We start from the raw sequence: 12,105 nt of genomic DNA, 5'->3' as shown, positions 1-12,105 counted from the left end.
GTCCGTAAGAAAATGAAGAGGTTCGAATGAAAACCAGAGGCGCGCTGATCTGGGGCCGTAACCAGCCGTGGTCGATCGAGGACATCGAGATCGGCGAGCCGAGGGCGGGCGAGGTGAAGGTCAGGATGGAGACGGCCGGGCTCTGCGATGCCGACCACCATCTGGTGACCGGCGACATCGCGATGGCCGATTTCCCGGTGCTGGGCGGCCACGAAGGCGCGGGGGTGGTCGTCGAGGTCGGCGCGGGAGTTCACGACCTGAACGTCGGCGACCACGTCGTGATGTCGTTCGTCCCGTCCTGCGGCACCTGCCCGCCGTGCCGGGCGGGTCTGTGCAATCTGTGCGATCTCGGCGCCGGCCTGCTCGGCGGCGCCGCCGTCGCGGACGGCACCTTCCGCGTCACCGCGAAGGGGCGCGATGTCCATCCCATGGCCCTGGTCGGAGCCTTCGCACCGTACGCCGTGGTGCACCGGGCCTCGGTGGTCAAGATCGACCCGACGATCCCGTTCGAGATCGCCTGCCTCGTCGGCTGCGATATCACCACCGGCTACGGATCGGCCGTCCACACCGCCCGGATCCAGCCGGGCGAGGATGTCGCCATCATCGGCCTCGGCGGCGTCGGAGCGTCCACCCTGCAGGGCGCGGTGCTCTCGGGAGCGCACCGGATCTTCGTCATCGATCCGGTGGAGTGGAAACGCAAACAGGCCGAGAAACTCGGCGCCACCGATGTCTATCCCGACCTGGCTGCCGCCGCCGAGGGAATCGCTGAGGCGACCGGCGGGCGCATGTGCCACAAGGTGATCGCCTCGATGGGACGGCGCGCCGGCCACGACCTGGAAGCGTGGATGGAACTCACTGCCAAGGCAGGCACCTGCGTGCTCACCGCCATGGGCACCGCGATGGCCGCGGAGGTGCCGCTGACCCTGTCGATGCGTACCCTGCTGCAGAAGAACTTGCAGGGCAGCCTGTTCGGCGGCGGCAATCCCCACGAGGACATTCTCGAGGTACTGGCCCTGTACAAACTCGGCGACCTGGATCTGAACGGCATGATCACCAAGGAATACCGGCTCGATCAGATCAACGAGGGTTACCGGGAGATTCACGAAGGACACAACTTACGCGGCATCATCCGCTATACCGATGCCGACCGCTGAGTTCGGCACGGGAAGGGCGCCGGATGCGAGTCCGGCGCCCTTCCCGTTGTCACTCAGGGGATAATGACGGTGCGCTGCACCGGCTCCGCAGCGGCCTGCCTGGCGTAGATACCCCGTTGTAGCGACAGCAGCAGCGCATTGCGGGTTTCCTCCGGCCGGATCAGCTCGTCGAACCCCATGTGCTCAGCCGAATGATAGGACGCCTTCAGTTCCATTTCGCGCAACTCGGCGGCCAGGTCGTCCTGCGCGTGGGAAGCGTTGCTCAGCGCGGCCGCGCTCATCGCGCCCATCGTCGCACCGGGATAGGCGAAGGTTCCCGCTTGACCATCGAAGCCGATCAGCGACATCACCATCGAGCCGAATCCGTACGCCTTGCGCAGGGTCACATGCAGTTTCAGCGTCGTCGCCGCGGTCTGCGCCACGAACATCCTGGCACCGCTGCGCAGGACGCCCTCCCGCTCGGACTCGCTCCCCGGCAGCATGCCCGGATTGTCGGCCAGGAAGACGATCGGCAGGTGGAAGGAATCGGCGACCATGATGAAGTGCGCCGCCTTGTCCGCGGCGTCGGCGTCGATCGACCCCGCCAAGACCTGCGGCTGATTCGCCACGACCGCGACGGGGTGGCCACCGAGGTGGGCCAGCGCGCAAATGATGGCCGTCCCGTGGTCGGGCTGCACCTCGAACCAATCCGTGCCGTCGAAGACCACGTCGAGCACGGCGCGCATATCGTAGGTGTTCCGGTTGTCGCGGGAAACGATGTTCAGCAGCTCCGGTGTCGCCCGAGGGCCCGTCGACTCGTCCGGGAGATACACCGGCGGATAGGACCAGGCGCTCGACGGGAAATACGACAAGTAGCGGCGGATCTCGTCGAGAACGTCCTCGTCGGTCTCGGCAACATTGTGGATCACCCCGCTCGGCAACGCCACGTCCGGACCGCCCAGATCCTCCTTCGAAATGTCCTCCCCCGTCGAGATCTTCACCACCGGTGGCCCCGCGGTGAAGATCGCGCCCTGCCTGCTCATGATCGCGAAATCGGAAACCGGCGCGATCAGCGCACCGTGCCCGGCCGACGGTCCCAGCACGCCGGTGACCATCGGCACTTTGCCCGAGCATTGTGCCTGAGCGAGCAGATCGGTGGGAGTACGCCCGTAGTGGTCCCCGGTGGGCCGGAACCCGGCGCCCTCCAGCAGCATCACCAACGGCACCTTGTTGCGCACCGCGAGCTCGGCCAAGCGATAGCGTTTGGAGTTGCTGCCCGGGGCGATGGTGCCGGCCAAAGTGGTGAAGTCCTCGGCGCCCACCATCACCGGCGTGCCGTTGATGAGCCCCGACCCCGTCACGATCGCGTCCGCGGCCACCTCGCCGCCGACCAGAGTGCCGAACTCCTGGAAGGTGCCTGGATCCAGCAGCCGCTCGATGCGCGTCCTGGCATCCAGCTTGCCTTTACCCCGGTGCTTGGCGAGACGCTCGGGGCCTCCCATCTCCAGTACACGCGCACGACGACGCCCGAGATCGTCGAGCGTGTCCTCCCAGGTTTCGGCATTGGTCATTTCGGGCCTTATGTGGTTCGGCGCGCTGGTGAGGGCGCGGGAGCAGGACGGGGACGCGGCTCGACCGTCCGGTCGGTCGAGGCGATGATCAGTCGAGGGAGAACCGGATCGGCAGGTGCTTGAGCCCGCCGACGAAGGTAGTGGCCGTCAGTTCGGGCTCACCCGCGAGTTCGATCGACTTCAGCCTGGGCAGCAGTTCGGCGAAGAATTTGCCGATCTCCATCCGGGCCAGCCCCGCCCCCAGGCAGAAGTGCACACCGAAGCCGAAGGCGACATGTTTGTTCGGCTCGCGGTCGATATCGAAACGGAAGGGCTCGTCGAACGCCTCTTCGTCACGATTGGCCGACACATACGACAGAAGCAACGAGTCGCCTGCCGGAATGGTGACACCGTTGACCACGGAGTCCTCGGCGGCGGTGCGCATGAACGCCTTCACCGGAGTCACCCAGCGGATGATCTCCTCGGTGGCGCGCGGCATCAGGTCGAGGTTGGCGCGCAAACGGTCGAGCTGGTCGGGATGCTCGATCAATGCGCGCAGACCGCCGGAGATGCTGCTGGTGGTGGTGTCGTGTCCCGCGGTCGCGATGATCGCGTAGTACGACATCGTCTCCACATCGGACAGTGGCTCGCCGTCGATCGTCGCGTTCGCGATGGTGGAGGCGAGGTCATCGGTCGGATTCGCCCGGCGCGAGTCGGTCAGCGTCTTGAAGTACGCGAACATCTCGAGCAACGAGTTCATCGTCTCGTCCGACGGCGTCGAACGCTTCAGTTCGTCGTCGTCACTACCCACGAGCTCCTGGGTGAGTTTCAGCATGAGCGGGAAGTCGGACTCCGGCACGCCGAGCAGCGACATGATCACATACAGCGGAAAGTTGACCGCGACTTCGCTGACGAAATCGCATGAGCCTCCGGTGTCGCGCATCTTGTCGACGTAGCGCTTGGCGAGCTCCTCGATCCTGATCCCCATGGCGCGCATCGCTTTGGGTCCGAACCAGTCCGCGGCGATCGCCCGCACCACGCGGTGCTGGGGATCATCCATGTGGATCAAGGTCTTGATCCCGACGGCCGCCTGCATCTCGTCCGACGCCGCGGTCATGAGCACGGGCCTGGGCCAGTTGGTGAACACCCGGTTGGCGCGTTCCACCGCCATCACGTCGGCGTGCTTGGTGATCGCCCAGAACGGCTTGTACGAGGGCACCTCCACCCGCGCGACCGGACGGTCGGCGCGCAGAGCGGCCAAGGCGGTATGCAGCCTCGCCTCGTCCGTGTACGCGGTGGGATCCGCGAGCACGTTCGCGGCTTCATCGACGATCGGCATGCTCATCAGCACCCTTTCCCGGTCCTCACAATAATCCCAGAGCCTCGATACGCCGCGCATGCGGCGTCCCGAGGCATTGTCTCCGACACCAGCCTGATTTATAGTTGCCCTTACTGTCAAGCATTCTGTAACGGATGCCCGTGTGCGCATCGGAACGGTGGAATCCATGGTCTCTCAGCAACGCAGGATCGTCGTGGTCGGGGCGGGGTCGGGCATCGGCGCCGCGACGGCGGCGCACTTCCACGAGCGCGGTGACCACGTGCTCGCGGTGGATCTGCGCCCGAACGACACACCCGCCGCGCAGCGGGAGACGTGCGATCTGCGCGATGCGAGTGCCATCGCCGCCTTGCTGGAACGAATCGGACCGGACTGGGATGCGCTGGCCTTTGTGGCGGGCGTGCCGGGCACCGCCCCCGCCGCCGACGTCCTGAAGGTGAACTACCTCGGCATGCGGCTGTTCACCACCGGCATGCTGCCGCTGCTGCGCCAGGGCGGCGCGATCGTCACCGTGGCCTCGGTTGCCGCGCTGGGCTGGCAGCAACGGATCGACGACCTGGCCGGCCTGCTGTCGGCGACCGACGCCGACTCCGTCGAACGCTGGCAGGAGTCGCAGGACCCGGCCTATCCCGTGTACAGCACGTCCAAGCAGGCCGCGATCATCTTCGCCAAACGCCTCGCGCCGTCCGCGTGGCAGAAGTACGGCGTCCGGGTCAACACCGTCAGCCCCGGCCCCACCGAGACGCCCATCCTCACCGATTTCGAAGCCTCGATGGGTAAGGAAGTCCTCGATACGGTGAAAGCGACGGTCGGCAGGCACGCCTCGGTCGCCGACATCGTGCCGGTGATCGCCTTCCTGGCCGGACCAGAGTCCCGCTGGGTCAACGGTCAGGACATCCACGTCGACGGAGGATTCGTCGCGCCGATGACGGTCGGCCCCGCGATCGAACTCTGACCGCAGCACGACACCCGGCGCGGTCCGCCCGACGGCGGGCCGCGCCTTGTCGTTGCGGAGCGGCACCACATCCGGCAACAGCCCCCTGGTCCACGGCATTGCCGAAGTGAATGAGGTTGTCTACTGTATGGGTTACAGTATGTTTCACTCCAACTGCCGTGCGGTGTGACTCGAGTCAGAGGTGAGCTGTGAACAGTCCAGTTGAGGACAAATCGCAAACGATCGGGGAAGTTCCCGATCCCCATGATCCCTACCCCTTCTTCGCCGCTCGACGGCGCGAGGGCGGCGTGTTCCACGGAACCGTGATGGACTACTCCAGAACCCCGGAGGAACTGCGCCCCGCCGACACCTTCGCCGCCGTGTCCTGGACAGCGGTGAACAAGGCGTTGCGCAACAACACCGTGTTCAGCACGCAGCTCTACGACAGCACGATCGGCGTGTTCATGGGACCGACCATCCTGGCGATGAACGGACTCACCCACAAAGCGCACCGGAATCTGGTGTCCGCGGCATTCAAGCCGCAATCGCTGGCGGTGTGGGAGCCGGAAGTCGTCCGGCCGATCTGCGAACAACTCATCGATGAGTTCATCGAGGAAGGGCGCGCGGACCTGGTGCGCGATTTCACCTTCGAGTTCCCCACCCGGGTCATCGCCCGGCTGCTCGGGCTACCGGAGGAGGATCTGCCGTTCTTCCGCGAAGCCGCCGTAGCCATCATCAGCTACGCGGGCAACGTGCCGAGAGCACTGCAGGCGTCCAAGGATCTGAAGGAATACTTCCTCCGTCATATCGAACTCCGCCGGTCCGCGCCGAGCGACGACATCATCAGTGATCTGGTCACGGCCGAGATCGACGGTGAGAAACTGAGCGACCGCGCGATCTATTCCTTCCTGCGACTGTTGTTGCCGGCGGGACTGGAAACGACCTACCGGTCGTCGGGCAACCTGCTCTTTCAGCTGCTCACCCATCCCGAGCAATTCGCCGCGGTCCAGCAGAACCGCGACCTGCTCCCGCAGGCGATCGAAGAAGGGCTGCGTTTCGAAACGCCGCTGACACTGGTGCAGCGGTATGTGACACAGGATACCGAGCTCGAGGGCGTCAGCATCCCCGAAGGCGCGGTGCTCGACCTGTGCCTCGGTTCGGCGAACCGCGACGAGAGCCGCTGGGAGCGATCGGAGGAATTCGACATCTTCCGCACCCACATTCCGCACATCAGTTTCACCGCAGGCGCGCACACCTGCCTCGGCCTGCACCTCGCGCGCCTGGAAACCCGGGTAGCGATGGAGTCGCTGCTACAGCGGCTGACGAACATCACCCTGCTGCCGGACGGCGATCCCCACATCTTCGGCCAGCCCTTCCGCTCGCCGACCGCGCTCCCGGTGACCTTCGATGTCGCCTGAGCCGCACCGCCACCGTAGGTTCCGACTCCGAGGAGAGCTGTGACCGACCGTAATATCTTCGATCTCACCGGCCGTTCGGCGTTGGTCACCGGCGCCGCTGCCGGAATCGGCGCGGCAGTCGCCGCCGCCTTGGCGGCGCAGGGCGCTGCGGTGCTCGTCACCGATGTAGACGGGGCGGCCGCGGCGGCCACGGCGGAGAAGATCGTCGCCGACGGCGGGCTGGCCTCCGCCGCCGCGCTCGATGTGCGGGACCGGTCCGCCGCCGATGCGGCGGCCGCGGCCGCGGCGGAGCTGACCGGCGGAACGCTGAACATCGTGGTGAACAACGCCGGAGTCACCGAGCCCGCCATGTTCAGCGCCACCACCGAGGACTCGGTGCTGCGCATGCTCGATATCCACGTGCTGGGCGCGTTCCGCTGCGCGCAGGCCGCACTGCCGTATCTGCCGACCGACGGGACCGGCCGCATCATCAACGTGACCTCGTCCGCGGGATTGGTCGGCACGCTCGGACAGGTGAACTACTCGGCGGCCAAGTCCGGCATCGTGGGGATGACGAAATCACTGGCACGGGAACTGGCGCGCAAGCAGATCACCGTCAACGCGCTCGCGCCCGCCGCGGCCACGCCGATGACCGCCACGATCCGCACCGATCCGAAATTCGCCGAGCAGATGCTGAACCGGATTCCCATGCGCCGCTGGGCCGAACCACAGGAGGTCGCGGGAGCTTTCGTCTTCCTCGCCTCCGACGCCGCCTCGTTCGTCACCGGGCAGGTACTGCCGGTGGACGGCGGCCTGGTGATGTGATGGGTGAACCTCCGGCGGGTCCGCTCGCGGGTATCACCGTGGTATCGCTCGAGCAGGCCGTCTCCGCCCCGATGTGCACACGGACACTGGCGGATTTCGGAGCGCGGGTGATCAAGGTCGAGCATCCGCGCGGCGGCGACTTCGCGCGCCACTACGACGATGTCGTCCACGGGCTCGCGGCGCATTTCGTTTGGGCCAATCGCGGGAAGGAGTCGGTGACACTCGATCTGAAGCATCCCGATGGCTTGATGATTCTGCACCGATTGCTCGACCGCGCCGACGTTTTCGTCTCCAATCTCGCGCCGGGGGCGACCGCCGCGCTCGGCCTCGCACCGGACGATCTCGCCCGGTGTCATCCGGAGGTCGTCGTCTTGGAGATCGACGGTTACGGGGCGGGCGGTCCGCTGTCGCACAAGCGCGCCTACGACCTACTGATCCAGGCCGAGGCCGGAGTCTGCGCGGTCACCGGCGGCCCGGGGGCGCCCGCGAAGCCGGGCCCGCCGATCGCCGATGTGTGCTCGGGCTTATACGGGGCCTTGGCCATTCTCGCGATGCTGCACGGCAAGCGGAGCGCGGCGCCCGGGGCACAGTCGACGGGTTCGGTGAGCCTTTTCGACACCGCCGTGGAGCTGATGGGATACGCCTTGACCTACACCAGGCACACCGGCGTGGACCAGCAGCCCCTCGGCATGAGTTCACCCGCGGTCGCCCCATACGGGGCCTACGCCACCGCCGATGGCCGCACGGTGGTGCTGGGGACGACGAACGACCGAGAATGGCAGCGTCTGGCCCGTGAACTCATCGGCAGAGCGGATCTGGCGGACGATCCCGCCTACGCGGGCAATGCCGATCGCGTACGGCACCGCGCGGAACTCGACGCGGCTTTGGCGCAGTGGTGCGCACGGCATGATCTGGCCGACATCCAGGACCGCGCCGACGCCGCCGGGATCGGGAACTCCCGTTACAACACGCCGAGCGAAGTGAACGCACACCCGCATCTGGCGGCGCGCGATCGCTGGCGTCGCGTCGACACCCCCGCCGGTTCGGTGCCGTCGCTGTTGCCACCTCCGATCATCGCGGGCTACGACCCTCCCATGGGCTCGGTTCCCGATCTCGGTGACCACACCGGCGCCGTGCTCACCGAGGCCGGATTCGGCGACACGGAGATCGCCGGATTCCGCGCATCGGGCGCGATAGGGTCCGCCGCCGACACGGCGCAGACGAAAGGATGAACCCGTGACCGACGAGTCACCCCTTCTCATCGAGGATGTGGGCGCTGTCCGCACCCTGACCTTCAATCGCCCGCACCGCAAGAACGCGATAACGATGGCGATGTGGGCGGCGCTGCGCGACACACTGCACGACGCCACCTACAACAAGAACATCCGCGCGCTGGTGCTGACCGGCGCGGGCGACGCGTTCTGCTCCGGCGCGGACATCTCCGACGCCGCGGATGTCGCCGAATTCCCCGATCCCAGCCGCGATATGCGCGCCATCAACGAGGCGGTCCTGCGTCTGCACGATCTGCAGGTGCCGACTATCGCCAAAGTGCGCGGCGTCGCGGCCGGCGCCGGATGGAATCTGGCCCTCGGATGCGATCTGGTGGTCGCCACCCCCGAGGCGAGATTCTGCCAGATCTTCAGTCGCCGGGCGCTTTCGCTGGACTGCGGAGGTTCCTGGCTGCTGCCCAAGCTGGTCGGTCTGCAGCAGGCCAAGCGCCTCGCCTTCCTCGCCGAGATGATCAGCGCGGCGGAGGCCCACTCCCTCGGCCTGGTCACCTGGGTCCAACCGGACGACGACATCGACACCTTCGTCTCCGATCTGGCGGCTCGGCTGGCCGCGGGACCACCGACGGCGCTGGCGCAGACCAAAGCGCTGTTGAACGACGGCACCGACCACACGATGCGAGACGCTCTCGCCGACGAGGCACGCGCCCAGACGATCAACCTGTCCGGACGTGACGTCCTGGAAGCTTTCGCGGCGTTCTCCGAGAAGCGTGCTCCGGTCTTCACCGGCACCTGGGGCACAGGCGGGTAACGGAACTCGGAATTCCGCGTCATCGCGGACGGGTTAATTCGAGGAGCGATCACCGAAAGTGTGACCCGCGCGACTTCGAACTGAATATGCGTGGCACCCGTGCACCGGAAGCACCGACATAACCAACCCCGGAACAGGGCGACGAATCGTACCGACAGTAACGGCCGTGGTACGATTTACCGTGCTACTTTCAGCCCGACTGATGGTCGCTCGGATCACCTTTCGCGGACTGGATTTCAGCGCAGGCTCATCGGCTTGGACCTGAAGTGACGTGTTCGTGTTCAGGTAAGTGGACCTATCACGGAAGTGGGACCGGGAATGACGAAACGAAGCGCCGCAGCGAAGCGGCCCAGGCGCGAGCGTGGTTCTCTCAATCCGGAGGACATCATCGAGGGCGCGTTCGAACTCGCCGAACAGGTGTCGATCGACGGACTGAGCATGCCGCTGCTCGGCAAGCACCTCGACGTGGGTGTCACCAGTATCTACTGGTACTTCCGCAAGAAGGACGATCTGCTCAACGCGATGACCGACCGGGCGTTGAGCCGGTATGTCTTCGCCACCCCATTCGTCGAGGCCAGCGACTGGCGCGAATCCATGAGCAATCATGCGCGCACCATGCGCAGTGTCTTTCTCGGCAATCCGATTCTGTGCGACCTGATTCTGATCAGGTCGGCGCTCAGCCCGCACGCCGCGCAACTCGGCGCACGACAGATGGAACACGCGGTGGCCAGCCTGGTGGAGGCAGGCCTGTCGGTGGACGATGCGTTCGATACCTATTCGGCGCTGAATCTGCACATCCGCGGGTCGGTCGTCCTGCAACGGCTCTACGACAAGAACAAGGAGCAGGACGCCGAGGGAGGTGCCTACTACGATGACATCCTCATCGAACCGGAGACCACTCCCCTCCTCGCCGAGGCCATGTCGAAGGGACGCAAGTCCGGCGCTCCCGACGATCGCAATTTCGAATACGGCCTGCAATGCATCCTCGATCGCGCGAGTTCGCTCATCGAGGCCGACAAGGCGAAGCCGCGCGCGCCACGCCGAACTGCCAAAAAGGCGGCGGCAGCCAACAAGTAACTCAGTTACTCATTGTAGAAACCAGGTTACTCCGAGCTCGAGGGGCCGACGCGATCGCGTCGGCCCCTCGATACGTTTCTCGGCTACCGGTTCAACTCAGGTCGGGCTCCGGCACATGGAAATGCTCGTCGCGCAGGCGGAACGCCTCCCGGGTACCGTGCTCGGCCCGGGTTTTCACGAAATTGAATTCCCCCGGTGCGAATTGCAGATTGGTGCCGAAGGCGTGGAAGATATAGCTGGCCACCTCCTCGCCCTGATAAGCCTGGCTCTGCTCGACCAGCCGGAACGCCTCCTTCGCGATGACGACACCGTCGGCGGGCATCTTCGCCGCCTTCTCGGCCCAGTAACGAGCACGCGCGGTCACCGCCGCCGGGTCACAGGTCTCGGTGAAGACGCCGAGAGGTTCCAGCTCGCTCGCTTCGACGATATCCCCGGTCAGCAGCATTCGGCGGGCGAGCACCGGACCGAGCCGATGGAAGAACATGTGCAGGCTGCCCAGCGCCGGACCGAGGAACCGCGTCGCGGGCATTCCGATCCGCGCGTCCCGGGCGATGACCGAGATGTCGGTCATCAATGCCATCTCGAAGCCGCCGCCGAGAGCGTAGCCGCTGATCTCGCCGACGGTGACCTTCGGAAAACCCATGAAGTTGTGATAGAAGCCGAAGGACTTCCGGTCCACCGTGAGGCGACGACGCTGGCTCGGCCTGCTCTTGGCGGGGCGATCGCCGTTGCCCGCGGCACGTTCGCCGTACCAGCCGTAGGCGTTGTTCATATCGGCCCCGGTGCTGAACACCCCCTCGGCCCCGCGCAGCAGCACGACGGTGATGTCGTCGTCCTCGGCGACCTCGTCCAGGTAGCGCGCGAGAGCGTCGCGCATGGCCGCGTCATAGGAATTGCGTTGTGCGGGATTGTTCAGTGTGACGGTGGCGATCCTGCGGTCCGGATCGACCTCGTAGAGCACGCGGCCGTCGGCGGCGCTGGAACTGGTCATCGAATGTCTCTTCCTTCTCGTTCACGGGATTGTGCGCGGGAGCCTTCGAACTGGTCAGATGCGCGCTGTGCGTTCGCCGTAGCGCGTGGTGGTCAGGCGGTCCGGCGGGACGGCCACCGTCCGCACGACTGCCGAACACAGCACCTCGCCGGCGCGCAGCAACCGGGCGGTCGATTCGATCCCCCGCTCCTGCACCGCGCGCGTGATGTCGAAGTCCAGCTCGACGAGGATCGGGGTGGGGCGGCGGTAGGTGATGTCCATCGACCGCGTCTTACCCGACAGGCCGGCCGCGCAGCTCTGGTGCTGGACCACGGCGTCGAAGAAGACGCCGAGGAATCCGCCGTGCACCAGACCGGGCGGCCCCTCGTGCACCAGCGGGAACGTGATGCGGCCCCGGGCCGACTCGGCGCCGATGTGGTCGAAGACGTACTCGGGAAAGCAGGGATTGAAAGCGCCGATATCGAAGGCGTGGTCCAGATAGACGCGACGGGACAACGCGTCGGCGTCGGCGCCCACTCTCGGCGCCGGATCCGGCGGGACCGCGGCGGCCAGTGCGAGTTCCCACTCGGCCATCCTGGCGAGCATCGTATCCACGGCCGGATGTGGATTCTCCAGCGACAGCAGCAGGCCGCTGATCCGGCGGATCGCCGCGGCCGCCGCGACGGTCTGCGGCAACGGGATGTCGCCGAAGCGCAGCGGCGGCCCGGCGTCGACCGCCGCGTCATCCGTAGCTGAGTTCCCGTTCTCGGCCATAACAACTCTTTCCTCGTCGGTACTCGACGCCACCTTGGCAGACGAGCTGACGGTATTGTCTACTGTACACAT

11 protein-coding genes are annotated in these 12,105 nt (G+C 66.1%); 7 read left to right on the top strand and 4 right to left on the bottom strand.

Annotated elements, in window-relative coordinates:
• Positions 1-26 precede the first annotated feature (26 nt).
• Positions 27-1,154 (top strand): NDMA-dependent alcohol dehydrogenase, encoded by a 1,128-nt coding sequence (locus tag NG1_RS11745; RefSeq protein WP_062970072.1) that lies wholly within the window; start codon positions 27-29, stop codon positions 1,152-1,154.
• A 53-nt stretch (positions 1,155-1,207) separates the two neighbouring features.
• On the opposite strand, the gene NG1_RS11740 is transcribed toward NG1_RS11745, so the two are convergent.
• Entirely contained in the window at positions 1,208-2,704 is a 1,497-nt protein-coding gene (locus NG1_RS11740; RefSeq protein ID WP_062970071.1) for an acyl-CoA carboxylase subunit beta, read from the bottom strand.
• 88 nt (positions 2,705-2,792) lie between these two features.
• The gene (locus NG1_RS11735; RefSeq protein WP_062970121.1) at positions 2,793-4,028 is read right to left on the bottom strand and encodes a cytochrome P450; all 1,236 of its coding nucleotides are present in this window, start codon (positions 4,026-4,028) and stop codon (positions 2,793-2,795) included.
• A 160-nt stretch (positions 4,029-4,188) separates the two neighbouring features.
• Here NG1_RS11735 and NG1_RS11730 point away from each other — a divergent pair, with 160 nt between their 5' ends.
• The 6 genes from NG1_RS11730 to NG1_RS11705 all read left to right on the top strand — a co-directional run bounded on the left by NG1_RS11730 (position 4,189) and on the right by NG1_RS11705 (position 10,289).
• Positions 4,189-4,974 (top strand): SDR family oxidoreductase, encoded by a 786-nt coding sequence (locus tag NG1_RS11730; RefSeq protein ID WP_062970120.1) that lies wholly within the window; start codon positions 4,189-4,191, stop codon positions 4,972-4,974.
• A 188-nt stretch (positions 4,975-5,162) separates the two neighbouring features.
• On the top strand, positions 5,163-6,371 hold the full coding sequence (locus NG1_RS11725) for a cytochrome P450 (protein WP_062970070.1): 1,209 nt from the start codon (positions 5,163-5,165) through the stop codon (positions 6,369-6,371).
• Positions 6,372-6,410: 39 nt separating this feature from the next.
• Entirely contained in the window at positions 6,411-7,175 is a 765-nt protein-coding gene (locus tag NG1_RS11720; RefSeq protein ID WP_062970069.1) for an SDR family NAD(P)-dependent oxidoreductase, read from the top strand.
• Positions 7,175-8,407, top strand: a complete 1,233-nt coding sequence (locus NG1_RS11715) for a CaiB/BaiF CoA transferase family protein (protein WP_062970068.1) — start codon at positions 7,175-7,177, stop codon at positions 8,405-8,407. Before NG1_RS11720 ends, NG1_RS11715 begins: the two co-directional genes overlap by 1 nt.
• A gap of 4 nt (positions 8,408-8,411) precedes the next feature.
• Entirely contained in the window at positions 8,412-9,212 is an 801-nt protein-coding gene (locus tag NG1_RS11710) for an enoyl-CoA hydratase/isomerase family protein (RefSeq protein ID WP_062970067.1), read from the top strand.
• 318 nt (positions 9,213-9,530) lie between these two features.
• Positions 9,531-10,289: a TetR/AcrR family transcriptional regulator gene (locus tag NG1_RS11705; RefSeq protein WP_062970066.1), complete on the top strand. Its 759-nt coding sequence runs from the start codon at positions 9,531-9,533 to the stop codon at positions 10,287-10,289.
• 91 nt (positions 10,290-10,380) lie between these two features.
• Here NG1_RS11705 and NG1_RS11700 read toward each other — a convergent pair whose 3' ends face one another.
• Positions 10,381-11,280: an enoyl-CoA hydratase/isomerase family protein gene (locus tag NG1_RS11700; protein WP_062970065.1), complete on the bottom strand. Its 900-nt coding sequence runs from the start codon at positions 11,278-11,280 to the stop codon at positions 10,381-10,383.
• 54 nt (positions 11,281-11,334) lie between these two features.
• Positions 11,335-12,033: a hotdog family protein gene (locus NG1_RS11695; RefSeq protein WP_062970064.1), complete on the bottom strand. Its 699-nt coding sequence runs from the start codon at positions 12,031-12,033 to the stop codon at positions 11,335-11,337.
• Between the last annotated feature and the right edge of the window lie 72 nt (positions 12,034-12,105).

The organism is Nocardia gamkensis NBRC 108242 (genome assembly GCF_001612985.1).
Taxonomy (GTDB): Bacteria; Actinomycetota; Actinomycetes; order Mycobacteriales; family Mycobacteriaceae; genus Nocardia; species Nocardia gamkensis.
This window is presented reverse-complemented; position numbering and strand designations above follow the sequence as displayed.

Excerpts from the sequence above, each read along its gene's own strand:
- NG1_RS11745 (WP_062970072.1), top strand. The coding sequence starts at position 27 with ATGAAAACCAGAGGCGCGCTGATCTGGGGCCGTAACCAGCCGTGGTCG.
- NG1_RS11740 (WP_062970071.1), bottom strand. The coding sequence starts at position 2,704 with ATGACCAATGCCGAAACCTGGGAGGACACGCTCGACGATCTCGGGCGT.
- NG1_RS11735 (WP_062970121.1), bottom strand. The coding sequence starts at position 4,028 with ATGAGCATGCCGATCGTCGATGAAGCCGCGAACGTGCTCGCGGATCCC.
- NG1_RS11730 (WP_062970120.1), top strand. The coding sequence starts at position 4,189 with ATGGTCTCTCAGCAACGCAGGATCGTCGTGGTCGGGGCGGGGTCGGGC.
- NG1_RS11715 (WP_062970068.1), top strand. The coding sequence starts at position 7,175 with ATGGGTGAACCTCCGGCGGGTCCGCTCGCGGGTATCACCGTGGTATCG.
- NG1_RS11705 (WP_062970066.1), top strand. The coding sequence starts at position 9,531 with ATGACGAAACGAAGCGCCGCAGCGAAGCGGCCCAGGCGCGAGCGTGGT.
- NG1_RS11700 (WP_062970065.1), bottom strand. The coding sequence starts at position 11,280 with ATGACCAGTTCCAGCGCCGCCGACGGCCGCGTGCTCTACGAGGTCGAT.
- NG1_RS11695 (WP_062970064.1), bottom strand. The coding sequence starts at position 12,033 with ATGGCCGAGAACGGGAACTCAGCTACGGATGACGCGGCGGTCGACGCC.